The organism is Streptomyces sp. NPDC055506, from assembly GCF_053643595.1.
The window spans coordinates 1-24056 of sequence record NZ_JBSHKH010000070.1 but is presented as its reverse complement, the minus strand read 5'-3'; the positions used below and the strand labels follow the sequence as shown (position 1 = coordinate 24056).

Genomic DNA, 24056 nt, shown 5'->3' with positions numbered 1-24056 from the left:
CGTCACACCGAGACCGCCCAACCCACCCCGGGCCACCCGGCAAGCACGCGAACCGCGCGCCGTAGCGTCCAGGTTGTCCGGCTCGCCGTGGGTCTCCCGGCAGGCGCGCGAGTCGGGCGTGGGCGCGCCCGGCGGCGTGGCACGGCCGGAGTGCGCCTCGTCGCCGGCGGCCCCCTCCTGGCTCCGTTCCCTCGTCACGCACGCCTCCTGACGGCCCGTCGCGTCACGTGCCGGGCGTCCAGGCCGGACAGGCCACGCACGGCGACGTACGCCTTCTCGCGGCCGGGGAGGGAGACGCGGCCGCGCAGCACGGCCTCCGGGTCGCGCTCGATACGGTCGAGGAGGCGGCGGTAGATGCCGGCCATGGCGGCGACGCAGGCGCCGCTGCGCCGGTCGAGCATGGGGAGCAGCCGGTAGCCCTCGGCGAAGAGAGCGCGGGCCCGTCGCACTTCGAAGTGCACGAGGCCCGCGAAGTCGGAGCCCTCCGGTGGCCGTGGCCCGCTGAAGCCGGCCGAGCAGCCGAACTTGGCGAGGTCGTCGGCGGGCAGGTAGGTGCGCCCGCCCACGGCGTCCTCGCGCACGTCCCTGAGGATGTTGGTGAGCTGGAGCGCGAGCCCGAGCGTGTCGGCATACTCAGGCGCGCGGTCGACGCCGCGCGCCCCCGGTTCCGTGCCGAACACCCCGAGCGAGAGGCGGCCGATGGCGCCCGCGACACAGCGGCAGTAGACCTTCAGGTCGTCCCAGGTCTCGTAGGTCTCGCCGCGGACGTCCATCAGGACGCCGTCGATGAGTTCGTCGAGGCCGCCCAGGGGGATCGGGAAGGCCCCGGCGGCGTGCGTGAGCGCGACGGCGACGGGGTCGATGTCGTCCTCGTCGACCTCGCCCTCACGGATCCGGGTGAGCAGCGCCCGGGTCTCCTCCATCCTGGCGACCTTGACGTCGTGGGCGAGCGCGCCGTCGCCGATGTCGTCGACCCGCCGCGAGAACGCGTACAGGGCCGACATCGCACGGCGCTGAGGCGTCGGCAGCAGCCGGATGCCATAGGCGAAGTTGCGGGCCTGCCGCCCCGTGACGGCCTCGCAGTAGCTGTAGGCGGCGAGTACCGGTGGGGACGCGTGTGGTTCCGGCTCCACGGTCCGGATCACCCCTCTCCTCGCAGAGTCACGCCCACCTCACGCAGCAACCGGACCTTGCCGGGCTCGGGCGGGCCGGGAAGTACGTCGTACTCGGCGGCGGCGATCGCGTGGACGGCCGCCCTTCCCCCCGCCACGAACCCTGCGAGCAGCAGCTTCAACCTGCCGTGGACGCTACCCACCAGGGGGGCGCCTTCATTCAGGAGATCCCGGGCCCTTTGCGCTTCATACGCAATCAACGCACGGACCGACGCTCCGGCAGATTTCGTGGCGAGGTCCGCCTCCTGGACGTGAAAACGCTTCATGTCCGCGGCGGGCAGGTAGATACGGTCGCGGCGGAGGTCCTCGGCCACGTCCTGAAGGTGCTCGACGATCTGCAGGGCCGTGCAGATCATGTCGGAGCGGCGGATCCGCTCGGGCGTCGAGGTGCCGGTGACGGAGAGGACGAGACGGCCGACGGGGTTGGCCGAGAGCTCGCAGTAGGCGAGGAGGTCGTCGTAGGTCTCGTACCGGCTGACCAGCTGGTCCTGGCGGTTGGCGGCGATCAGGCCGAGGAACGGCTCCGGGGTCAGCGAGCAGCGGCGGACGGTGGGCTGGAGGCGGCGCAGCAGGGGGTGGCGCGGGGTCGAGTCGAAGACCCTGCGCAGGTCGGCCTCGAAGGCGTCCAGCAGGACCAGTCGGTCCTCGGCGTCCTGCGGGGACACGCCGAGCAGCCGGGCGTCGGCGCCGCCGGGGGCGAGGTCGCCGTCGCCGATGTCATCGACCAGACGGGCAAAGCCGTAGACGGCCATGAGGTCGGTGCGCCAGGCCCGGGGCAGGAAGAACGGGGCCACCGGGAAGTTCTCGCCCGCGGCCTTGTCGAGGGTGCCGCGCTCCGGGTCGAGGGCGCGCGCCGTGCCGGTTCCCGTCACCGCCGGCTGCCCGGCGCGGGGACGGCACGTGCTGCGTGGAGCTGGGGAGTATCCGTAGCCATTGCCGTCACATCTCCCGTTCTACACTGCCGACCCAATACACACTATTTCGGACACGCCGCCCAGCCGTCCGCACGGCTGCCCGACGGGCGGTGTCGCGCATTATCGCCCTGATTGCCGTGTTTCGGGACCTGTACAGCTTACGTTGTACAACGTGTCGCGGTCCGCCAGGGTGTCCCGCACATCACGAGAACACACCGATTGGCCCCAAGCTTCCTGAGATGGACCGGAGTTGACGTTTCCTTTGCAGACGCGGGGCCCCGCCGGAACAGTTGCGGCGGGGCCCTGGCCGATCCGGGCTACTTGCCCGTGAACTTCTCGTACTCCTTGAGGACCTCGTCGGTCGGGCCGTCCATCCGCAGCTCACCGCGCTCCAGCCACAGGACGCGGTTGCAGGTGTCGCGGATCGACTTGTTGTTGTGGCTGACCAGAAACACCGTGCCCGCTTCCTTGCGCAGCTCCCGGATGCGGTCCTCGGAGCGCTTCTGGAACTTGCGGTCACCGGTGGCCAGGGCCTCGTCGATCATCAGGACGTCGTGGTCCTTGGCCGCGGCGATGGAGAAGCGGAGCCGGGCCGCCATGCCGGAGGAGTAGGTGCGCATGGGCAGGGTGATGAAGTCGCCCTTCTCGTTGATGCCGGAGAAGTCGACGATCTGCTGGTAGCGGTCCTTGATCTCCTCACGGGACATGCCCATGGCGAGCCCGCCCAATATGACGTTCCGCTCGCCGGTGAGGTCGTTCATCAGGGCCGCGTTGACACCGAGCAGCGAGGGCTGGCCATCGGTGTACACCTTGCCCTGCTCGGCGGGCAGCAGACCGGCGATGGCACGCAGCAGGGTCGACTTGCCGGAGCCGTTGGAGCCGATCAGGCCGATGGCCTCGCCGCGGTAGGCGACGAAGGAGACACCGCGCACGGCGTGCACCTTGCGCACACCGCGTTCCTCGCCGCGCTTGAGGATGCGGCTGAGGGCGGCGGTGGCACTGCCCTTGCCGCTCTTGGCGCCGTTGACGCGGTAGACGATGTGCAGATCGTCCGCGATGACGGTGGGGATCCGCGCGTCCTGCTTCTGCTCAGCCACGGCCGTACCTCTCCTCCGCCTTCCAGAAGTACACGAAGCCGCCGATGGCGATCAGCACGGCCCAGGCTCCCGCGGCCGCCCACACGTGGTCGGGGAGGTAGCGGGAGCCGTAGTCGTCGATGAGGGAGAAGCGCATCAGGTCCATGTAGATCGCGGCCGGGTTCCACTGCAGGACGTTCGAGATCCAGGCCGGCTTGGACTCGAGGAAGATCGGGATGGAGAACATCACGCCGGACGCGTACATCCACGTCCGCATCACGAACGGCATCAGCTGCGCGAGGTCCGGGGTCTTGGCGCCCGCCCGGGCCATGATCAGCGCGAGGCCCGTGTTGAAGCAGAACTGCAGGACGAGCACCGGCACGATCAGCAGCCAGGACAGGTCGGGATAGTGGCCGAAGCCGATCGTGATGGCGAACAGCACGATCATCGAGAACAGCAGCTGCTGGAGCTGCTGCAAGGCGAAGGAGATCGGCAGGGAGGCGCGCGGGAAGTGCAGGGCGCGGACCAGGCCGAGGTTGCCGGAGATCGCGCGCACGCCCGCCATCACCGAGCTCTGCGTGAAGGTGAACACGAACACGCCCGTGACCAGGAACGGGATGTACACCTCCCGGCTCATGCCCCGGTCGGCTTCCAGGAGCATGCCGAAGATGAAGAAGTACACGGCCGCGTTCAGCAGCGGTGTGGCCACCTGCCACAGCTGGCCGAGCTTGGCCTGGCTGTACTGGGCGGTCAGCTTCGCGCGGGAGAAGGCGAGGATGAAGTGCCGCCGGTCCCAGAGCTGACGGACGTACTCGATGAGGGACGGCCGGGCGCCGCTGACGCTCAGCCCGTGCCTGGCGGCGAGTTCCCTCGCCGTGAGTCCCTCGTCGGGCGCCGCGGACGCGCTCACCGCGACCGGGGCATCGTGCGTTGTCTCACTCACTAGTGGAAACTTTCGTCTTCGAGATGCGTGGCCTGTGCGGGCCTGCATGAGCCGGGGGCCAGGGTACGGCCCGGGTGCTCCCGGATACCCGGATACGAGCTTGTCAGATGACGGGGGGCCGGCCCAGCCGGGTCAGCCGCCACACCGTACGCCACTTCATGGGCCGGCGGGGTCCGCACGGGGTCGTCCAGCCCTCGCGGAATCCGCCGAGCCAGGCCCGCAGGGCGGGGCGGGAGGGACGGCGTACGAGGGTGAGCAGCAGCCAGACGCCGAGGTAGACCGGGACGAGCGGTGCGGGGAGGTTTCTGCGGGCCAGCCAGACCCGGTTGCGGGCGACCATGCGGTGGTAGACCGCGTGCCGCGAGGGAGCGGTCGTCGGGTGGTACAGCACCATGTCGGACCGGTAGTCGATCATCCAGCCCGCGTCGAGGGCCCGCCATGCCAGGTCGGTTTCCTCGTGGGCGTAGAAGAACTCGTCCGGCAGCCCGCCGACGTCGGCGAAGACCCGGGTGCGGACGGCGTTGGCGCCGCCGAGGAACGTGGTGACGCGCGAGGAGCGCATCGGGTCGGCGGCGCGCAGCCGGGGCACATGGCGGCGCTGGGTGACCCCGGTCTCGGGGTCGGCTATGCGGAAACTCACGATGCCGAGCTTCGGGTCGGCCTCGAAGGCCTTCCGGCACAGCGCGGCGGTGTCGTGGCTCGCGAGCAGCCCGTCGTCGTCCAGGAACAGCAGGACGTCGACGTCCCGGCCGGCCGGGCCGAAGGCCTCGATGCCGACGTTGCGGCCGCCGGGGATGCCGAGGTTCTCGGGCAGTTCGATGGTGCGGACGCCCTCGGGGACGTCCGGGACGGGTGAGCCGTTGCCGACGACGACCACCTCGACCGGGTCGCCGTCCTGCTTGGCGACCGAGTCGAGGAGGGCGCGCAGTTCATCGGGGCGGTTGCCCATGGTGATGATGACGGCGCCGACCTTCATGCCGCTCACTTCAGCCTGCTCGAAGCGAGGATGGACACGAGGTGCAGCAGGGTCTGCACCAGCGCGATGCCGGCCAGCACCGCCACGCCGAGCCGGGAGAAGAACAGGTCGCCGCGGGCCTGGTCGACGATCGCCAGCACCAGGATCAGCAGGGACGCCTCGATGCCGAGGATCAGCCGGTGGAACTTCAGGGCACCGGCGGCCCTGCGGGCCAGCGCCATGCCGGAGGAGCGCATCTCGGACGCGGCCTCCTTGACCGGCGGCTTTCCGGCCTGGTGCCGGGCGACGCCGACGAGGTCCGTCTCGGCCTTGATCAGGATGGCGCCCAGGGCGGCCAGGGTACCGAGGAAGGCCCACAGCCAGTCGATACGGCCGCTGCCCCACAGGTCGGCGGCGCGCAGGCCGAAGCCGACGAGCACGGCGGCGTCGGTGAGGTAGGCGCCGACCCGGTCGAGGTAGACGCCGTTGAGCGAGTACTGCTTCTTCCAGCGCGCGATCTCGCCGTCGACGCAGTCCAGCAGGAGATACATCTGGACCATGACGACGCCCAGGACCGCACCCGCGATCCCCGGCACCAGCAGGGCCGGGGCCGCGAGCACACCGAAGACGGTCATCAGGTAGGTGAGCTGGTTGGGCGTGACCCTGGTGTTGACCAGGTAGCGGTCGACCCGCAGGGACACCTCACGCATGTAGAGGCGTCCCATCCAGTGCTCACCGCTGCGCCGGTCCTTCACCCCCGCGGGGTGAACGACGGGGCGGAGTTCAGCTACCGATGGCCTTGACATAGTCGGCGTAGATGTCCTTGATCTGTTCGGTGTTCAGGTCGAGGTGTTCGAGGATGGTGTAGCGGCCGGGCCGGGTCTCCGGGGCGAACTCGACGGCCTTGACGAACTCGTCCGTCGTGAAGCCGATCTCGTCCGGCAGCACGGGCAGCCCGTGCCGACGCAGCACCTCGGCCATGTACGCCGACTCCTCGTGGGCTCCGCGCAGCCACATCGCGAAGGCCGCGCCCAGTCCGCACTGCTCGCCGTGGGCGGCGGCCCGCTTCGGGTAGAGCAGATCGAAGGCGTGGTTGATCTCGTGGCACGCCCCGGAGGACGGCCGTGAGTCACCCGACACCGACATGGCGATGCCGCTGAGGACCAGCGCCTCGGCGAGCACCTGGAGGAAGTCGTTGTCGCCGATGCCGCCGGGGTGCCGGAGCACGGCCTCGCCCGCCTGGCGGGCCATGGCCGCGGCGAGGCCGTCGATGCGCTCGCCCTTGACGCGGCCCGCCAGCTCCCAGTCGGCGATCGCCGAGATGTTGGAGACGGCGTCACCGATACCGGCGCGGACGAACCGGACCGGGGCCTCACGGATGACGTCCAGGTCGATGACGACCGCGATCGGGTTCGGCACACCGTACGAGCCGCGGCCCGCGTCGTTGTCGAGGGTGGCGACCGGCGAGCACAGGCCGTCGTGCGCGAGGTTCGTCGGCACGGCGACCAGCGGCAGGCCGACGCGTGCCGCGGCGAACTTGGCGCAGTCGATGATCTTGCCGCCGCCGAGCCCCACGACCGCGTCGAAGTGGCCGGCCTTTATGTCGCTCGCCAGCCGGACCGCGTCGTCGAGGGTGCCGCCGCCGACCTCGTACCAGGTGGCGCCGGGCATGCTCGGCGAGATGCGCTCGCGCAGCCTGGCGCCGGAGCCGCCGCTGACGGCGACGGCGAGGCGGCCGGACTGCGAGATGCGCTCGTCGGCGAGGACGCAGGCCAGATCGTCGAGGGCACCCGGGCGGATGTCCACGACGAGCGGGGAGGGGATGAGCCGGGTCAGTACTGGCACGCGATCTCCCGTCCGCGGGCGAGATCGTCGTGGTTGTCGATCTCCACCCACTTGACGTCGCCGATCGGCGCCACGTCGATACGGAAGCCGCGGTTCACGAGCTCCTGGTAGCCGTGCTCGTAGAACTGCTGCGGGTCGGTCTCCCACACGGTCTTGAGCGCGTCGGCCAGCTCGGGGGCCGCGTCGCCCTCGATGAGGGTGACGCCGATGTACTCGCCGGTGGCCTCGGCGGGGTCCATCAGCTTGGTGATCTTCGTCATGCCCTTCTCGGGGTCGACGACGACCTTCATCTCCTCGTCAGCCAGGTCCTTGACCGTGTCCAGGGCGAGGATGATCTTCTTGCCGTCGCCGCGGGCGGCGAGCAGCGTCTTCTCGACGGAGACCGGGTGGACGGTGTCGCCGTTGGCGAGGATCACCCCGTCCTTGAGGGCGTCACGCCCGCACCACAGGGAGTAGGCGTTGTTCCACTCCTCGGCCTTGTCGTTGTCGATGAGGGTGAGCTTGAGGCCGTACTTCGCCTCCAGCGCTTCCTTGCGCGCGTACACGGCCTCCTTGCGGTAGCCGACGATGATGCCGACCTCGGTGAGGCCGACCTCCGCGAAGTTGGCGAGGGTCAGGTCGAGAACCGTGGGTTCGCCCTCTATGCCCGCAGGACCCACCGGCACCAGAGCCTTGGGAAGGACATCGGTGTAGGGGCGCAGACGCCGTCCGGCGCCGGCCGCCAGCACGAGGCCGATCATGCGGGTTCTCCTTCATCGTGTACGGCGGGCGCCCCTGCGGACACCCAGAAGCGGATGCTCTCGACGAGCACCACCAGGGCCACGGCCACGGCGAGGACCGTGAGCGCGACAGTGAACTGCGAGGCGGTGAGCAGCGCGGCGAGGACGGTGACGAGCAGCGTCCGTCCCTCGTGCCCCCCGATGGAACGCACCAGCCAGGCCGGGGACGCTCCGGCGTTGCCGCGGATGCGGTACACCGTGTCGTAGTGATGGTAGGCGACCGCGGCCACCAGCCCGAAAGCCGCAGGAAGGGCTCCGTTCACATCGGCTTTGGCTGCCAGGACGAGGACGGTGCCGTACTCGGCGGCCCGGAACATCGGCGGGACGAGCCAGTCCAGGGCGCCCTTGAGGGGCTGCGCCACGGCGGCGGCCGAGGTGAGTACGTAGAGGACGGCCAGGGCGATGGGGAGCACACTGCCGTACGACTCCAGCCCGGCGGCGGCGACCAGGAGCGCGGCGCCCGGCAGCGCCAGGAGGGCCCGCGAACCGAGCGGACCCCGGGCGGGCAGCTTCCGCAGGAACCGTGAGAGGCCCTCCGCGAGCGGCCCGCTGTCGGTGAGGTCGGCCAGCGCCTGCGCGGCCCGGTCGGTGCGGCGCGCCTTCCGCGTCAGCGACCGCAGCACGCGCCCCGCTGTGGTGTACGTCGCCGCGAAGGCGCAGCCGATGAGCAGCGCGTAGAAGGTGATACGCGGGGTCGTGGCGGCCGTGAGCACCGCGATCATCGCCCAGCGCTCGCCGATCGGCAGGACGATCATCCGGCGCACCCACACCGTCCAGCCGACGCTGTCGAGCTTGTCGGAGAGGGCGGCGGTGGGGCTGGTGTTGGCGGTGGCGTCGTGGTTGGCCTCGTTGAAGGAGAAGTCGACCACGTGCCGGCAGGTCTGCAGGATCATCGCGCCGAGGGCGAGGGCCCAGACGTCGTCACCGCCGCGGGCGGCGCCGAGGGCGAGACCGGCGTAGTAGGCGTACTCCTTGGCCCGGTCGAAGGTGGCGTCGAGCCAGGCGCCGAGCGTGGAGTACTGCAGGGAGTAGCGGGCGATCTGGCCGTCGACGCAGTCCAGTACGAAGGACGCGATCAGCAGGACGCCGGCGGCGACGAAGCCGCCGCGGGTGCCGGTGGCCGCGCAGGCCGCCGCTATGAGCGCGGTGATGAGCGAGGCGGTGGTGACCTGGTTCGGGGTCAGACCGCGGCGGGCGCACCAGCGGGCGATGTAGCGGGAGTACGGGCTGATGCAGTAGGTGGTGAAGAAACCGTCGCGGGACTTCACGGCCGACTTCAGACGTACGGCCTCGTCGTCGACGGCCGTCAGGGCCTGCCGTGCCTCGTTGCGGGCCTGCGGGTCGGCGGGGACGACGGCGACGAGGCTGCCCAGCTCGGGGCGGTGCACCTCGGTGCCGTCGGTGTCCAGGGCTGTGAGGATGCGGTCGGCGAGGCTGTCGACCAGGGTGGTGCCGCCGCCCGCGGAGTTCTCGCGGGCCATCGCCCGGGTGAGGGCCTGGCGCCCGGCGGGCTGGGCGGTGACGGCGCCGGGGATCGCGGCGAGCGGGAAGCGGGGGTCGGTGAGGCCGAGGCGCAGCGCGTGCACATGCCCCACGAACCGGGCGTCGACCAGGGCGACCCGTTCCTCGCCCGGCACCGCGGCGAGCAGGGTCTCGGCCTCGGCGGTGTCGGCCGCGCTCCGCACGTCGAAGCCGAGGGACCGCAGGTCGGCCTCGATCGACGATCCGGGGACCGGCTGACCGGTGAGGATGACGGTCGACAACCGAATTCACTCCCTGTACCGACGCGTCCGCGCCGGTGCTGTGCTGGGTGGGGGCGCCCGCTCCGGTGGCTCCCGGGCGGCATGTCGGCAGAGGCTATCGGATACCGGGAAGGCCACGTTCACCGCCTGTTAGGCAGATCGATCAACGTGGTTCGCACAAGCCTTTGCCGCGATCATCATCGGGGATCCGGGGCCCGCCCCACAAACCGCGCCCCCCAGACCGGACATCGGGGACATCGCGTGGGGCCCGGTCGTGGCCGCATAGGGTGAGCGACCATGACTTGGCTGATCACAGGCGGGGCCGGCTACATCGGGGCACACGTGGCGAGGGCCATGACCGAGGCCGGGGAACGCGTTCTGGCGCTGGACGACCTCTCGGCCGGGGTGCCCGCGCGGCTCCCTGGCGACGTGCCGCTCGTGGAGGGGTCGTCGCTCGACGGTGAGCTGCTCAAACGGGTGTTCGCCGAGCACGGCGTGACGGGTGTGGTGCATCTCGCGGCACGCAAGCAGGTCGCCGAGTCCGTCGCCCAGCCGACGCGGTACTACCGGGAGAACGTCGGGGGTCTGGCGACCCTGCTGGACGCGGTCGCCGGGGCTGGCATCGAGCGCTTCGTCTTCTCCTCGTCGGCGGCCGTGTACGGCGACCCGGGTGTGGACCTCATCACGGAGGACACGCCCTGCGCGCCGGTGAACCCCTACGGCGAGACGAAGCTCACCGGTGAGTGGCTGGTGCGGGCGGCGGGGCGGGCACACGGGATCTCCACCGTATGTCTGCGGTACTTCAACGTGGCGGGCGCCGCGGCGCCGGAGCTGGCCGACACGGGTGTCTTCAACATCGTCCCGATGGTCTTCGACCGGCTGACGCGCGACGAGGCGCCGAGGATCTTCGGCGACGACTACCCGACCCCGGACGGCACCTGTATCCGTGACTACATTCACGTCGCCGACCTGGCCGAGGCGCATCTCGCGGCGGCCCGGCGGCTTGCCGACGGGGGCGTCACGGGCGATCTGACGGTCAACATCGGCCGCGGCGAGGGTGTCTCGGTGCGCGAACTCATCACGGTCATCGGCGAGGTCACCGGCGACCGGCGGCCCCCGCTCGTCGAGGGGCGCCGCCCGGGGGACGCCCCTCGGGCGGTGGCCTCGGCGGCCCGGGCGGCCGAGGCTCTCGGCTGGACCGCGCGGCGCGGGGTACGCGAGATGGCCGAGTCGGCGTGGCACGGCTGGCTGCTGCACCACGGCTCCTGAACGGCTCCCGACATGCCGAGGGCGCCCTGACCTGCGCATCGTTTTCGCAGGTCAGGGCACATGACAACGGTGTTCAGTGCCGCGTTGCACATACCCCCTCCCCGTAGTTCACTGGGGCACCCGGACACGATCGGACGGACACAGGAGGCGGCTTTCATGGGGGCTGGGCACGATCACGGGCACGCGCACGGAGCGTCGGCCGGTGGTACCGCGACGTCGGCGTACCGCGGCAGGCTGCGGGCCGCGCTGGCGATCACGCTCGGCATCGTGGTGGTCCAGATCGTCGGCGGGCTCCTCGCGGACTCGCTCGCGCTCGTCGCGGACTCGGCGCACATGGCGACGGACGCGCTGGGCCTGTGCATGGCGCTGCTCGCGATCCACTTCGCGGGCCGCCCGCCCAGCGACCGGGCCACCTTCGGCTACGCACGGGCCGAGATCCTCGCCGCCCTGGCCAACTGCCTGCTGCTGCTCGGGGTCGGCGGGTACGTCGTGTACGAGTCGGTCCAGCGCTTCATCACCCCGGCGGACACCGACGGCGGACTCGCCATCGTGTTCGGTGTGATCGGCCTGGTCGCGAACATGGTGTCGCTGGCGCTGCTGATGCGCGGCCAGAAGGAGAGCCTGAACGTGCGCGGCGCGTTCCTGGAGGTGGCGGCGGACGCGCTGGGCTCCGTCACGGTGATCGTCTCGGCCACCGTGATCATGCTCACCGGCTGGCAGGCCGCCGACCCCATCGCCTCGCTCGTCATCGCCCTGATGATCGCGCCGCGCACGTGGAAGCTGCTGCGCGAGACGCTCGACGTCCTGCTGGAGGCGGCGCCCAAGGGCGTCGACATGGCGGAGGTACGGGCCCACATCCTGGCGACCGACGGGGTGGAGGACGTCCACGACCTGCACGCCTGGACGATCACCTCGGGCATGCCGGTGCTCTCGGCGCATGTGGTCGTCAGCTCGGAGGCGCTGAGCGCGATCGGCCACGAGAAGATGCTCCACGAGTTGCAGGGCTGCCTCGGCGACCACTTCGACGTGGAGCACTGCACCTTCCAGCTGGAGCCGACCGGGCACGCGGAGCACGAGGCGCACCTCTGCCACTGACAGGTGGCTGATGTGGTGTCCGGGGCTGGTGGGGCGCGTTCCGATCCGAGTGCGCCGGGGGACGCAGCGCTACGGCGCACGCCCACGCCCTGCCCCTCCCCGCACCGGCAGGGACGATTTTCGGCCCATCGCGCCGGGCACGATCAGCTCCTGGGTCCCTCTTCCGGCGTCGTGCGGCGCCGTCCGCGCTCCGCGCTGCCGCGCGGGGACATGCGGGCACGCAGCGAAGTGCCGGGAGTGCCGGATTCGTACGGCAGACTTGGGGCGCGAAGACCGATGTGAAGGATGGGTATGCCGATCACACCTGCCACCGCGACGCACAACCCGTCGAACGGCACCGCAGACGCGATTTTGCTGGAACTGGTCGACGAGGACGGCGTGACGATCGGCACGGCGGAGAAGCTCGCCGCCCACCAGCCACCCGGACAGCTGCACCGCGCGTTCTCCGTGTTCCTCTTCGACGAGTACGGCAGGCTGCTGCTCCAGCAGCGCGCGCTGGGCAAGTACCACTCCCCCGGTGTGTGGTCCAACACCTGCTGCGGCCACCCCTACCCCGGCGAGGCGCCCTTCGCGGCGGCGGCGCGCCGGACCTTCGAGGAACTCGGCGCATCCCCGTCCCTGCTGGCCGAGGCGGGCACGGTCCGCTACAACCACCCGGACCCGGAGTCCGGTCTTGTGGAGCAGGAGTACAACCACCTCTTCGTCGGCATGGTGCAGGCCGTGCTGCGGCCGGATCCGGAGGAGGTGGCGTCGACGGCGTTCGTGACCCCGCCCGAGCTGGCGGAGCGGCATGACAAGGACACGTTCTCGTCCTGGTTCATGACCGTTCTGGACGCGGCCCGGCCGGCGATCAGGGAGCTCACGGGACAGTCGGCCGGCTGGTGACGAAGACTCTGACGGCCGGCCGGACAGGCTTGAGGAAACCGGACAGGCTCTAAGGGAAGCGTGCGGGCTTGAGCGGCAGGGCGGCCCAGATCACCTTGCCGCCGCTCGCGGTGTACTCGACCTCACACCTGCCGCCCGCCTCCCGGGTGACCTCGCGCACCAGGAGCAGTCCGCGGCCGCCGGTCCGGCCGTGGTCGGCCTCCAGGGCGGTGGGCCGGTACGGGTGGTTGTCCTCCACGGACACGCGCAGCCACTCCGCCCCGACGGCCACCTCGACGGCGACCGTGGGCGACAGCACCGCCGCGTGCTTCACGGCGTTCGTCACCAGCTCCGAGACGATCAGCAGCAGCCCCTGGGCCAGGTCGTCGGAGACCGGCACTCCCTGACGCAGCAGCAGGTCCCGTACGGCGTGCCGCGCCTGCGGGACCGAGGCGTCGACCGCCGGCGCGGTGAACCGCCAGACCCCCTCGTACGGCAGCGGATCCGCGGGCCCGAGGGGCACCGCGCCGCCCTGTGGGCGTGGGCCGGACCCATGCCCCTCGTCGTCCATCGTCCGGTCGCCACCCTCGCGCTCGATTGTCGCCACGACTCGAGTGTTGGTAACGATGCGCTCCGCACCCCGGGACTGAACAGAAGTCAGCAACTATCGAGCACTTCTGACCGTTGGCGTATGACACGGTCAGTTGTGGGACTGGTCCTGTCCCTGTTGTGCCGTCTCGGCGAACTATTCGGGTTGTACGGGTTTGCCTTCCGGATAGCATCCGGCCCATGGAGCCGCAGCTGCTGTACAGCGTGACCGACTCGGTCGCGACGGTCGTCATCCGTCATCCGGAGAAGCGCAACGCCATGACGGCCGCGATGTGGCGCTCGCTGCCGCCGCTGCTGGAGGCGTCGGCGGGCGATCCGGCCGTGCGGGCACTGGTGCTCACCGGTGAGGGCGGCACGTTCTGCGCCGGTGCCGACATCTCGACGCTCCGGGGCTCGCCGGAGGAAGCGCAGGGCCTCGCCGTGCGGGCCGAGGAGGCGCTCGCGGCGTTCCCCAAGCCGACGCTGGCCGCGGTGCGCGGGCACTGCGTGGGCGGCGGGGCGCAGCTGGCGGCGGCCTGTGATCTGCGGTTCGCCGAGGAGGGCGCGCTGTTCGGTGTGACGCCCGCGAAGCTCGGCATCGTGTACCCGGCGTCCTCGACCAGGCGGCTGGTGTCCCTGGTGGGCCCTGCCACCGCCAAGTACCTGCTGTTCTCCGGTGAGCTGATCGGCACGGAGCGGGCGCTGCGCACCGGTCTGGCCGACGAGGTGCTGCCCGCGGGTGAACTCGGCAAGCGGGTCGCCGAGTTCACCCGGATCCTGGTGTCCCGTTCGCAGCTGACGCAGGCGGCGGCGAAGGAGTTCGCCAACGGCGGTACCGACCGGGACGCGCACTGGGCCGGGCAGGCGCGCGCGAGCGGCGACACCGCGGAGGGCGTCGCCGCTTTCCTGGAGCGCAGGCAGCCGCGATTCGGCTGGAGTGTGTCTACGTCAGCATGACGCCGGCCTCCGCCCGGATCCGTTCGACGAGGTGGGCGGGTGCCTTCTCGGGCGATCCGGCGTCGTAGGGCGGCTGCGGGTCGTACTCGGTGACGAGTTGGACGAGCTGGGCGTGTTCGTCGCCGGCGACACGGCCGAGAAGACTCAGTCCCATGTCGATGCCGGAGGAGACGCCGGCGGCGGTGACGTACTTGCCGTCGGTGACGACCCGCTCCCCCGTGGGCTCGGCGCCGTAGCGCTTCAGCTCCTCAAGGCCCAGCCAGTGGCAGGTCGCGCGACGGCCCCGGAGGAGTCCGGCCGCGGCGAGCAGCAGGGAGCCGGTGCACACGGACGTCGTCCAGGTGGTGCCCGCGTCTGTGGCGCGCAGCCAGTCCAGGATCGGCTCGTGCTCCATCATCGTCACCTGGCCCGGTCCGCCGGGCACGACGACGATGTCGGGGTTCGGTACGTCGGCCAGGGTCCGGTCGGCGGTGAGCGCGAGGTTCCCCGTGTCGTTCCGTACCGGGCCGGTCCGCTCGGCCACGAAGACGGTGTCCGCGTCCGGTACCCGGCCGAGGGTCTCGTACGGGCCGACGGCGTCGAGGGCGGTGAAGCCGTCGTAGAGGACGATGGCGATCTGCATGGGGTGGTCCCTTCTGGTCGGGTGAGGAACTCAGGGCGTGTTCGCGGGGCGGAAGCGGCGGCGGTACTCGGCCGGGGGCGTCCCGAGGGCTTTGACGAAGGCCCGGCGCATGGCCTCGGGGGTGCCGTAGCCGCTGGTGCGGGAGATCTCCTCGATGCCGTCGGTGGTGTCCTCCAGGAGGCGGCGGGCGTGTTCGAGGCGGACGCGGTCCACGTACCGCCCGGGCGTCATACCGGTCTCGGCCCGGAAGGCGCGGGCGAAGTGGCGGGGCGACAGGCGGGCCCGGGCGGCGAGCGCGTCCACGCAGAGGTCGGCGTCCGGGCGTTCGGTGATGAACCGCTGGACGTCCCGGAGGGGCTCGCGATGAGCGGTCTGGGCTTCGAGCTGCGCGCTGAACTGGGCCTGGTTCCCGGGACGCCGCAGGAAGACCACCAGGTGGCGGGCGATGGCCAGCGCGGCGTCCCGGCCCAGGTCCTCCTCGACCAGGGCCAGGGCGAGGTCGATGCCGGCGGTGACACCGGCCGAGGTGGCGATGTGCCCGTCGCGTACGTAGACGGGGTCGGGGTCGATCTCGACGGCCGGGTGGTCACGGGCCAGCCGGTCGCAGTACGCCCAGTGCGTCGTGGCGCGGCGGCCGTCCAGGAGCCCGGCCTCGGCGAGTACGGCCGCACCGGTGCACACGGAGACCAGGCGCACGGCACGCGGCCCGTGCTCGCGCACCCAGTCGACCAGGCGCGGTTCCGGATCGAGGGAGCCCGGACCGCCCGGGACGAGCAGGGTGTGCGGATCGGACGCGCCGTCCAGGGACTCGTCGGGTACGAGGGTGAGACCGCTGGTGGTCCGCACCGGCGCGCCGTCCGGGGAGGCCGTACGGATCCGGTACGTCCCCGGGGAGAGCAGCTCCGCGCCCGCGAAGACCTCCACGGGCCCCGTGACGTCGAGACTCTGCACGCCGTCGAAGAGGACGGCGAGAACGGTGCGCTGGGCCATGCCCTTGATTCTTCGCGGGCCCGGAGTGTGGCCGCAATGACGAACTTCCCACCTTTCCTGCCATGGGGTGTGCGACCCTGGAAGGCATACCAAGCGGTTGGTAACCTGCCCGGCATGACGACTGCCGCCCTAGAGCCGCGCGCCGGCCGACGCTGTCAGAGCGTGCTCAATTCCCTGCACGCGACGCACTACTTCTCGCCGGATCTGGGACGGGAAGTGGGTGCTGCCGGGATCACCCATCCCCACGCCGTGAACTTCGCCGTGCGGTCCGCCGCCCTCGGCCCGGTCGGGCCCGGCGCGGTGGCGGCGGCCTTCTACAACTACAAGTACGAGCTCGTGGCCCGGCACGTGCCGGCGGTGTGGGAGAGCGCCACACCCGGTCAGGTGCTGGCGGCACGCGCGCGTGCGGTCGACGCGACGCTGCGGCGCCTGCTGGGCGCAGAGACCCTGGCGTCGGCGGAGATGGCCGAGGCCGCGCGGCTGGCGCTGCGCGCCACCGAGGCCTGCTCGCGTGGTGCGAGGCCGCTGTACGCCGCCCATGCCGACCTGCCCGTCCCCGAGGAGCCGCACCTCGCGTACTGGCACGCGGCGACCCTGCTGCGCGAGCACCGGGGCGACGGGCACCTGGCCGCCCTGGTGTCCGCGGGTCTTGACGGTCTCGAGGCGATGGTGACCCACACGGCGACGGGCAAGGGCATGGCCCCGAAGTGGGTGTTCACCACCCGGGGCTGGAGCCAGGAGGACTGGGACGCGGCGACGGACCGGCTGCGTGAGCGCGGGCTCCTGGACACGGCCGGCGAGCTCTCCGAGCGGGGTGCCGCGCTGCGCGAGGAGATCGAGCGGGAGACGGACCGGCTCGACCGGGCCCCGTACGAGCACCTGGGCCCGGAGGGCGTGGCCCGGCTGACCGAGCTCGGCGCCGGTTTCGCGCAGGCCGCGCTCGTGGCCGGGGCCTTTCCGGCGGATCTGATCGGCAAGGGCTGAGGGCCGCCCCGTACCCCACCCCCGCATGCGTGTTCTGGTGTGACGCATGGTGAGGCGTCTGTGAGGTACCCGTCCTTTCCCGATCGGTGCGATCGGGAGAGGAAAGGGGAAACACCGTGTTCCGTGCTATCGCAGACGTGCTGCGCCAGATCGGCGGCGCCATCGCCACCGTCGTGACCCTGCCCTTCCGGGCCCTGGCCCGGCTCTTCGGCGGGGCCTCCTCCGCCACCCGCAGCCGCAGGGCCTGACCGGGGGCCGCCGGCGACCTGCCGGGGGTACCGCCCTGGACCCCGAGTGTCGGTGTCACCTGCCACAATTGCCGCGCAACCTCAGTGGAGAAGGCGGTACGGGATCGTGACGACACCCGGGTCCATCGAAGTAGGGTCCATCGAAGGCAGGATCGCCGAGGAGCTCGGCGTACGGGAGCGGCAGGTCAGGGCCGCCGTGGAACTGCTCGACGGCGGTTCTACGGTGCCCTTCATCGCTCGCTACCGCAAGGAAGCGACCGAGATGCTCGACGACGCGCAGCTGCGCACCGTCGAGGAGCGGCTGCGCTATCTGCGGGAGCTCGAGGAGCGGCGGACGGCGATCCTGGAGTCGGTGCGCGAGCAGGGCAAGCTCACCGAGGAGCTGGAGGCACGGATCCGGGGCGCCGAGACGAAGGCGCGCCTGGAGGACATCTACCTCCCGTACAAGCCCAAGCGGCGCACCAAGGCGCAGATCGCCCGCGAGGCGGGGCTCGAGCCGCTGGCGGAGGGGCTGCTCGGCGATCCGGGTGTCGAGCCCCTCGCCGCGGCCGCGGCGTTCGTCGACGCCGACAAGGGCGTGGCCGACCCGCAGGCGGCCCTCGACGGCGCCCGGGCGATCCTCACCGAGCGGTTCTCGGAGGACGCCGACCTGATCGGCGAGCTGCGCGAGCGCATGTGGGTGCGGGGGCGGCTGGCCGCCAAGGTGCGGGACGGCAAGGAGGAGGCGGGGGCGAAGTTCGCCGACTACTTCGACTTCGCCGAGCCGTTCACCGAGCTGCCCTCGCACCGCGTCCTGGCCATGCTGCGCGGCGAGAAGGAGGACGTCCTCGAACTGTCCCTGGAGCCCGAGGAGGCCACGGACGGCCCGTCGTCCTACGAGGGGATCGTCGCGAACCGGTTCGGGATCGCCGAGCGGGGCCGCCCCGGCGACAAGTGGCTGAAGGACACGGTCCGCTGGGCCTGGCGCACCCGCATCCTCGTGCACCTCGGCATCGACCTGCGGCTGCGGCTGCGCACGGCCGCCGAGGACGAGGCGGTGCGGGTCTTCGCGGCGAACCTGCGCGACCTGCTGCTCGCAGCCCCGGCGGGCACGCGCGCGACGCTCGGCCTGGACCCCGGTTTCCGCACGGGTGTGAAGGTCGCCGTGGTAGACGCGACCGGCAAGGTCGTCGCGACGGACGTCATCCACCCGCACGTCCCGGCCAACCGCTGGGACGAGGCCATCGCCAAGCTGGCCCGGCTCGCCAAGGAGCACGCGGTCGAGCTGGTCGCCATCGGCAACGGCACGGCGTCCCGCGAGACCGACAAGCTCGCCGGGGAGCTGATCACCAAGCACCCGGAGCTGAAGCTCACGAAGGTGATGGTGTCCGAGGCCGGCGCGTCCGTGTACTCGGCGTCCGCGTTCGCCTCGCAGGAGCTGCCCGACATGGACGTGTCGCTGCGCGGTGCCGTGTCGATCGCGCGCCGGCTGCAGGACCCGCTGGCCGAGCTGGTGAAGATCGACCCGAAGTCGATCGGCGTCGGCCAGTACCAGCACGACCTGTCCGAGCTGAAGCTGTCGCGCTCGCTGGACGCGGTGGTGGAGGACTGTGTGAACGGCGTGGGCGTGGACGTCAACACGGCCTCAGCCCCGCTGCTCGCCCGGGTCTCGGGCATCACTTCCGGGCTCGCCGAGAACATCGTGGCGCACCGGGACGCCAACGGGCCGTTCACGTCCCGGGGCGGGCTGAAGAAGGTGGCACGGCTCGGTCCCAAGGCGTACGAGCAGTGTGCGGGCTTCCTGCGGATCCGCGGCGGTGACGACCCGCTGGACGCGTCCAGCGTGCACCCGGAGGCCTACCCGGTCGTGCGGCGCATGGTGAAGACCAGCGGCCAGGAGGTCGGCGCGCTCATCGGCAACACCGGTGCGCTGCGCTCACTGAAGCCGCAGGACTTCGTGGACGAGTCGTTCGGTCTGCCGACCGTCACCGACATCCTGAAGGAACTGGAGAAGCCGGGCCGCGACCCGCGTCCGGGCTTCAAGACGGCCGCCTTCCAGGAGGGCGTGGAGAAGATCTCCGACCTCTCGGCCGGGATGGTCCTGGAGGGCGTCGTGACGAACGTCGCCGCCTTCGGGGCGTTCGTCGACGTCGGTGTGCACCAGGACGGCCTGGTGCACGTCTCCGCGATGTCGAAGACGTTCGTCAAGGACCCGCGGGACGTGGTGAAGCCCGGGGACATCGTCAAGGTGAAGGTCCTCGACGTCGACATCCCGCGCAAGCGGATCTCGCTGACGCTGCGGCTGGACGACGAGGCGGCGGCCTCGCAGGGCCAGGGCGGCGGCTCCGGTGAGCGCGGTGAGCGCGGTGAGCGCCGGCAGCGGGGTGGGCGTCCGCCGCAGCAGCGGCAGCGTGGCGGTGGTGGTTCGCGTCAGGCGCCGCCGCCTGCCAATAGTGCGATGGCCGATGCGTTGCGCCGTGCGGGGCTGGCGGACCCCAAGGGCGGCAAGCGCTGACGGCTCCGCCAGGGAGGTTGTGGGGAGCTGCGGGTCCGTTGTGGCTGGTCGCGCAGTTCCCCGCGCCCCTGTGTGAAGAGGCGCTTCGCGCCCTTCACGGCCTAGGGTGACCGGTATGTTCGCTGCACGTGCCATTACCTGGGAAGTGTCCGGGAGCCAGGGGTTCGAGACCGCCTGGGCCGAGCAGGAGGACGGTGTGCTGTGGGCCCGGGGGCGGGCCGTCGGTACCGTTCCGGAGCCGTACTGGATCTCGTACGAGCTGGAGACGGCCGAAGGCTTCGTGACCCGGCGGTTGAGTGTCACCGCGGAGGCCGAGGCCGGGACCCGCTCGCTCGATCTGCTCCACGACGGTCAAGGCCGCTGGACCGCGAACGGCGAGCCGCTCCCCGATGCCGACGGTGCGCTCGACTGCGATCTGGGGCTGTGCCCGCTCACCAACACCATGCCGGTGCTCCGGCACGGGCTCCATCAGGCGCCCGGCGAGCGGGAGTTCCTGATGGCCTGGGTGTCGGTGCCGGATCTGGCGGTACGGCCGTCGCGGCAGACGTACACGCATCTGGGGCCCGGGCGGGTCCGTTTCGCCTCCGGTGACTTCCGCAGCGACCTGGAGTTCGACGAGGAGGGGTACGTCGTGGAGTATCCCTCCCTCGCCACCCGGCTGACGGCCCGCTAGCGCTCGGTCACCTTGCCGTCCGCCACCTCCAGGCGGCGCGTCACCCGGACGGCGTCCAGCATGCGGCGGTCGTGCGTGACCAGCAGGAGCGTGCCCTCGTAGGCGTCGAGGGCCGACTCCAGCTGCTCGATGGCGGGCAGGTCGAGGTGGTTGGTCGGCTCGTCGAGGACCAGGAGGTTGACGCCCCGGCCCTGGAGCAGCGCCAGGGCGGCTCTCGTGCGCTCGCCCGGGGAGAGGGTCGCCGCCGGGCGCAGGACATGCTCCGACTTGAGGCCGAACTTGGCCAGGAGGGTGCGGATCTCGACCGGTTCGGTGTCCGGGACGGCCGCGCGGAAGGCGTCGAGCAGGGCCTCCTGGCCGTGGAAGAGCTTGCGGGCCTGGTCGACCTCACCGAGCAGGACACCCGAGCCGAGCGCGGCGTGCCCGGCGTCCAGCGGGACACGGCCGAGCAGGGCGGCCAGCAGCGTAGACTTGCCGGCGCCGTTCGCGCCGGTCACCGCCACCCGGTCCGCCCAGTCGATCTGGAGGGACACCGGGCCGAGGACGAAGTCGCCGCGACGTACCTCGGCGTCCCGTAGGGTCGCGACGACGGCGCCCGAGCGCGGGGCCGACGCGATCTCCATGCGCAGTTCCCACTCCTTGCGCGGCTCCTCGACGACCTCCAGGCGTTCGATCATGCGCTGGGTCTGCCGGGCCTTCGCTGCCTGCTTCTCGCTGGCCTCGCTGCGGAACTTGCGGCCGATCTTGTCGTTGTCGTTGCCCGCCTTGCGGCGCGCGTTCTTCACGCCCTTGTCCATCCAGGACCGCTGTGTCTGTGCGCGGTCCTGGAGGGCCGCCTTCTTGTCGGCGTATTCCTCGTACTCGTCGCGGGCGTGCCGGCGGGCCACGTCCCGCTCCTCCAGGTAGGCGTCGTAGCCACCGCCGTAGAGGTTGATCTGCCGTTGGGCGAGGTCGAGTTCGAGGACCTTGGTGACGGTGCGGGTGAGGAACTCGCGGTCGTGGCTGACGACGACCGTGCCGGCGCGCAGGCCGCTCACAAAGCGTTCGAGGCGTTCCAGGCCGTCCAGGTCGAGGTCGTTGGTCGGCTCGTCGAGGAGGAAGACGTCGTAGCGGGAGAGCAGCAGGGAGGCGAGGCCGGCGCGGGCCGCCTGACCGCCGGACAGGGACGTCATCGGCTGGTCCAGGTCGACCGCGAGGCCCAGTGAGTCGGCGACCTCCTCGGCGCGTTCGTCGAGGTCGGCGCCGCCGAGCCCGAGCCAGCGCTCCAAGCTGGTGGCGTAGGCGTCGTCGGCGCCGGGCGCCGCGTCGACCAGGGCCTGGGTCGCCTCGTCCATGGTCCGCTGGGCCTCGGCGACGCCGGTGCGGCGGGCCAGGAACGCCCGAACGGTCTCGCCGGGCCGGCGGTCCGGCTCCTGCGGGAGGTGGCCGACGGTGGCGGTCGGCGGGGACAGGCGCAGTTCGCCCTGCTCGGGTGCGGTGAGTCCGGCGAGCATCCTGAGCAGGGTGGACTTGCCGGCGCCGTTGGCTCCGACCAGGCCGATCACATCGCCGGGCGCGACGACGAGGTCGAGCCCGGTGAACAGGGAGCGGTCGCCGTGGCCGGCGGCGAGGTTCTTGGCGACGAGGGTGGCAGTCATCAGGTCGCCGATTTTAATGGGCGCTCAGTGGGTCACTGCCGTCACCAGGACACTTCCGGAGGTGCGCGCCACCACGTAGGACCGTCCCTTCACCGCCCTGGCGTCGAGGGCGATGTGGTGACGGCCCGGTTCGAGGACGCCGTCGAAGATCTCGTGGGTATGGGTGCGGGAGAGCCGGTCGAGGCGATACGCGGTGAGGGTGACCCGGCAGGCGGAGGTGACCTCGATGTCCGCCCCGCCGTCGGCGGCGGTCAGGCCGGTGAGGCGGCGCTGCGCCAACGTCCCACGGTCCAGGGCGTGTTCGATCTGGGCGACGAGCAGGGGCACGATCGGGGCGAGGCCGTCGACGTAGGCGACGGGGACCTCGGCCTGTTCGAAGGCGCGGCGGACGGCGGCACGGTCCCGCTCACCGGTCGCGTGGCCGAAGACGACGGCGCCGTAGCCGCGCAGTTCGTCGGCGGGCACCCCGTCGGCGTCGTGGGCGATGTCGGCGCCGACGCCGATGGTGCGTAACGCCGCGGCGAGCTTGGCCAGGACGGCGACGCGGGCGCCGATCAGCAGGACGCGGCGCCGGGGGTCCGGGGCGGAGCCGTTCAGCAGGGCGCTCAGGGCCGCGCGGTACTCGGCGCCGCGGAAGCGGAACGGGCCGATGCCGTGGTAGCCGTTGAGGTCGAGGTCGGCGTGTTCGTCGGTCTGCCAGGCGAAGTCCCGCCAGATGAAGTCCTCGCCGTCCCGCCGGATGACCGCGGTGACGGCGCCGCAGGCCAGGTCCTCGCACTCGGGGCAGCCGTACACGACGTAGCGGCCCTCGGGCAGCGGTGCCGGGCTTTCCAGGAGCAGGCTGCGGACCTGTGCGGTGAAGATGGCGGGCGGGACGTCGGAGGCGAGCGGGGAGACCGCGTCGAGGTCGGAGAGGCGGAACAGCAGCGGGCGTCCGTCGACGATGAAGTCCACGAAGTCCCGGTGGACCTGGTAACCACCGTCGTGGAGAACTCCGCCGGCCCGCATCGCGGGTGCCAGGCCGAAGGTCGCGTATTCAGGACACATGCTGTGAGTATCCCCATACTGCGCGTGATGTGAGCACGGCATGACACATTCCGCTACGGTCCCGGCATGGCGGGCGAGCGAAGTGACGAGATCGTGGTGATCGGTGGTGGGGTCGTCGGGTTGACGACGGCGGTGCTGCTGGCCGAACGCGGGCGGCGGGTGCGGGTGTGGACGCGGGATGCCGTCGAGGCGACCACCTCAGCGGTTGCGGGGGCGCTGTGGTGGCCGTACCGGATCGAGCCGGTCGCGCTCGCGCGTGCGTGGGCGCTGCGGTCGCTCGAGGTGTACGAGGAGCTGGCGGCGCGGCCCGGACCGACCGGCGTACGCATGGTCGAAGGGGTACTGGGCGAGACCCGTCTCGACGAGGTGGACGGGTGGCTGGCGGGGCGGGTGCCGGGGCTGCGGCCGGCCACGGCCGGGGAGTACGCGGGGACGGGCGTCCGGGCACGGCTTCCCCTGATCGACATGCCCGCTCATCTGCCGTGGCTGCGGGAGCGGTTCGTGGCGGCGGGCGGGGTGGTCGAGACCCGTACGGTGTCCTCGTTCGCGGAGGCGGACGCGCCGGTCGTGGTCAACTGCACGGGGCTGGGGGCGCGTGAGCTGGTGCCGGATCCGTCCGTACGGCCCGTGCGCGGGCAGTTGGTGGTCGTGGAGAACCCCGGGATCGACACCTGGCTCGTCTCCGCCGACCCGGCCGGGAACTACGCGTACCTGTTTCCGCAGCCGGGCGGGCTCGTCCTCGGCGGTACGGCGGAGGAGGACGCGTGGTCGCCGGAGCCCGACCCCGCGACGGCCGAGGCGATCGTCCGCCGCTGCACGGCACTGCGGCCGGAGATCGCCGGGGCGCGGGTCCTGGAACACCGAGTCGGACTGCGCCCCGCCCGCCCCGCGGTCCGCCTGGACCGCGACGCCCTGCCGGACGGCCGGCCCCTGGTGCACAACTACGGCCACGGCGGCGCCGGGGTCACGGTGGCCTGGGGATGCGCGGAGGAGGCGGTACGGCTGGTGTGCGACTGAGGGGACGGGGCGCCGCGCGACTGACTGCCCCAGCCGGAGCGAGGGGCGGACGCCGCCGGGCGAAGGCAGCCGGGCCGCACGGCCCGAAGCACCCCGGCCCAGCCGCGCCGGCAGGCCGGGGCCGCGCGCGGGCAAGGACCCTGAG

At 71.6% G+C, this 24056-nt stretch carries 23 protein-coding genes; 9 read left to right on the top strand and 14 right to left on the bottom strand.

Annotated features, from left to right (window positions below):
- Positions 1 to 194 precede the first annotated feature (194 nt).
- From hpnD to ACWIF2_RS24805, 9 genes are all read right to left on the bottom strand, one after another.
- Positions 195 to 1145 (bottom strand): presqualene diphosphate synthase HpnD, encoded by a 951-nt coding sequence (gene hpnD, locus ACWIF2_RS24845; protein ID WP_391112409.1) that lies wholly within the window; start codon positions 1143 to 1145, stop codon positions 195 to 197.
- The gene (hpnC, locus tag ACWIF2_RS24840; RefSeq protein WP_454362846.1) at positions 1142 to 2044 is read right to left on the bottom strand and encodes a squalene synthase HpnC; all 903 of its coding nucleotides are present in this window, start codon (positions 2042 to 2044) and stop codon (positions 1142 to 1144) included. The genes hpnD and hpnC overlap by 4 nt, the downstream gene beginning before the upstream one ends.
- Before the next feature lie 359 nt (positions 2045 to 2403).
- The gene (locus ACWIF2_RS24835; protein ID WP_454362845.1) at positions 2404 to 3183 is read right to left on the bottom strand and encodes an ABC transporter ATP-binding protein; all 780 of its coding nucleotides are present in this window, start codon (positions 3181 to 3183) and stop codon (positions 2404 to 2406) included.
- Positions 3176 to 4105 (bottom strand): ABC transporter permease, encoded by a 930-nt coding sequence (locus tag ACWIF2_RS24830; protein WP_454362844.1) that lies wholly within the window; start codon positions 4103 to 4105, stop codon positions 3176 to 3178. Before ACWIF2_RS24830 ends, ACWIF2_RS24835 begins: the two co-directional genes overlap by 8 nt.
- Positions 4106 to 4208: 103 nt before the next feature.
- Positions 4209 to 5081: a glycosyltransferase family 2 protein gene (locus tag ACWIF2_RS24825; RefSeq protein ID WP_454362860.1), complete on the bottom strand. Its 873-nt coding sequence runs from the start codon at positions 5079 to 5081 to the stop codon at positions 4209 to 4211.
- A gap of 5 nt (positions 5082 to 5086) precedes the next feature.
- Positions 5087 to 5866: a CDP-alcohol phosphatidyltransferase family protein gene (locus ACWIF2_RS24820; RefSeq protein ID WP_215117296.1), complete on the bottom strand. Its 780-nt coding sequence runs from the start codon at positions 5864 to 5866 to the stop codon at positions 5087 to 5089.
- On the bottom strand, positions 5844 to 6905 hold the full coding sequence (locus ACWIF2_RS24815) for an iron-containing alcohol dehydrogenase family protein (protein WP_454362843.1): 1062 nt from the start codon (positions 6903 to 6905) through the stop codon (positions 5844 to 5846). Before ACWIF2_RS24815 ends, ACWIF2_RS24820 begins: the two co-directional genes overlap by 23 nt.
- Complete coding sequence (locus ACWIF2_RS24810) at positions 6893 to 7645, bottom strand: phosphocholine cytidylyltransferase family protein (protein ID WP_454362842.1); 753 nt, start codon at positions 7643 to 7645, stop codon at positions 6893 to 6895. The genes ACWIF2_RS24815 and ACWIF2_RS24810 overlap by 13 nt, the downstream gene beginning before the upstream one ends.
- On the bottom strand, positions 7642 to 9447 hold the full coding sequence (locus tag ACWIF2_RS24805; RefSeq protein ID WP_454362841.1) for a DUF5941 domain-containing protein: 1806 nt from the start codon (positions 9445 to 9447) through the stop codon (positions 7642 to 7644). The genes ACWIF2_RS24810 and ACWIF2_RS24805 overlap by 4 nt, the downstream gene beginning before the upstream one ends.
- Before the next feature lie 276 nt (positions 9448 to 9723).
- Between ACWIF2_RS24805 and galE the strand changes: the two genes are divergently transcribed.
- The 3 genes from galE to idi all read left to right on the top strand — a co-directional run bounded on the left by galE (position 9724) and on the right by idi (position 12675).
- Complete coding sequence (gene galE, locus ACWIF2_RS24800; protein ID WP_454362840.1) at positions 9724 to 10695, top strand: UDP-glucose 4-epimerase GalE; 972 nt, start codon at positions 9724 to 9726, stop codon at positions 10693 to 10695.
- Positions 10696 to 10851: 156 nt separating this feature from the next.
- Positions 10852 to 11790 carry a cation diffusion facilitator family transporter gene (locus ACWIF2_RS24795; RefSeq protein WP_454362839.1) on the top strand — a complete coding sequence of 313 codons (939 nt, stop codon included), beginning with the start codon at positions 10852 to 10854 and terminating at the stop codon, positions 11788 to 11790.
- A gap of 291 nt (positions 11791 to 12081) precedes the next feature.
- The gene (gene idi / locus ACWIF2_RS24790; protein WP_454362838.1) at positions 12082 to 12675 is read left to right on the top strand and encodes an isopentenyl-diphosphate Delta-isomerase; all 594 of its coding nucleotides are present in this window, start codon (positions 12082 to 12084) and stop codon (positions 12673 to 12675) included.
- Between the two features lie 49 nt (positions 12676 to 12724).
- Here idi and ACWIF2_RS24785 read toward each other — a convergent pair whose 3' ends face one another.
- Positions 12725 to 13225: an ATP-binding protein gene (locus ACWIF2_RS24785; protein ID WP_454362859.1), complete on the bottom strand. Its 501-nt coding sequence runs from the start codon at positions 13223 to 13225 to the stop codon at positions 12725 to 12727.
- A gap of 218 nt (positions 13226 to 13443) precedes the next feature.
- On the opposite strand from ACWIF2_RS24785, the gene ACWIF2_RS24780 reads away from it, so the two are divergent.
- Positions 13444 to 14199 (top strand): enoyl-CoA hydratase/isomerase family protein, encoded by a 756-nt coding sequence (locus ACWIF2_RS24780; RefSeq protein ID WP_454362837.1) that lies wholly within the window; start codon positions 13444 to 13446, stop codon positions 14197 to 14199.
- Here the strand turns inward: ACWIF2_RS24780 and ACWIF2_RS24775 are convergent.
- Both ACWIF2_RS24775 and ACWIF2_RS24770 read right to left on the bottom strand, forming a co-directional pair.
- The gene (locus tag ACWIF2_RS24775; protein ID WP_454362836.1) at positions 14186 to 14821 is read right to left on the bottom strand and encodes a DJ-1/PfpI family protein; all 636 of its coding nucleotides are present in this window, start codon (positions 14819 to 14821) and stop codon (positions 14186 to 14188) included. The two genes, ACWIF2_RS24780 and ACWIF2_RS24775, sit on opposite strands and share 14 nt — an antisense overlap.
- Positions 14822 to 14851: 30 nt before the next feature.
- Positions 14852 to 15811 carry a GlxA family transcriptional regulator gene (locus ACWIF2_RS24770; RefSeq protein ID WP_454362835.1) on the bottom strand — a complete coding sequence of 320 codons (960 nt, stop codon included), beginning with the start codon at positions 15809 to 15811 and terminating at the stop codon, positions 14852 to 14854.
- 114 nt (positions 15812 to 15925) lie between these two features.
- Here ACWIF2_RS24770 and ACWIF2_RS24765 point away from each other — a divergent pair, with 114 nt between their 5' ends.
- From ACWIF2_RS24765 to ACWIF2_RS24750, 4 genes are all read left to right on the top strand, one after another.
- Positions 15926 to 16795 carry an SCO6745 family protein gene (locus ACWIF2_RS24765; RefSeq protein ID WP_454362834.1) on the top strand — a complete coding sequence of 290 codons (870 nt, stop codon included), beginning with the start codon at positions 15926 to 15928 and terminating at the stop codon, positions 16793 to 16795.
- Positions 16796 to 16911: 116 nt separating this feature from the next.
- Complete coding sequence (locus ACWIF2_RS24760; protein ID WP_276327110.1) at positions 16912 to 17043, top strand: LPFR motif small protein; 132 nt, start codon at positions 16912 to 16914, stop codon at positions 17041 to 17043.
- 106 nt (positions 17044 to 17149) lie between these two features.
- Positions 17150 to 19537 carry a Tex family protein gene (locus tag ACWIF2_RS24755; protein ID WP_454362833.1) on the top strand — a complete coding sequence of 796 codons (2388 nt, stop codon included), beginning with the start codon at positions 17150 to 17152 and terminating at the stop codon, positions 19535 to 19537.
- Between the two features lie 115 nt (positions 19538 to 19652).
- Positions 19653 to 20210, top strand: coding sequence for a putative glycolipid-binding domain-containing protein (locus ACWIF2_RS24750; RefSeq protein WP_454362832.1), 558 nt, complete (start codon positions 19653 to 19655; stop codon positions 20208 to 20210).
- Here the strand turns inward: ACWIF2_RS24750 and ACWIF2_RS24745 are convergent.
- Together ACWIF2_RS24745 and ACWIF2_RS24740 are read right to left on the bottom strand one after the other, a co-directional pair.
- On the bottom strand, positions 20207 to 21847 hold the full coding sequence (locus tag ACWIF2_RS24745; protein WP_454362831.1) for an ABC-F family ATP-binding cassette domain-containing protein: 1641 nt from the start codon (positions 21845 to 21847) through the stop codon (positions 20207 to 20209). The genes ACWIF2_RS24750 and ACWIF2_RS24745 overlap by 4 nt on opposite strands.
- A gap of 24 nt (positions 21848 to 21871) precedes the next feature.
- Entirely contained in the window at positions 21872 to 22894 is a 1023-nt protein-coding gene (locus tag ACWIF2_RS24740) for an oxidoreductase (RefSeq protein WP_454362830.1), read from the bottom strand.
- Between the two features lie 66 nt (positions 22895 to 22960).
- On the opposite strand from ACWIF2_RS24740, the gene ACWIF2_RS24735 reads away from it, so the two are divergent.
- Entirely contained in the window at positions 22961 to 23911 is a 951-nt protein-coding gene (locus ACWIF2_RS24735; RefSeq protein WP_454362829.1) for an FAD-dependent oxidoreductase, read from the top strand.
- The last annotated feature ends 145 nt before the right edge of the window (positions 23912 to 24056 follow it).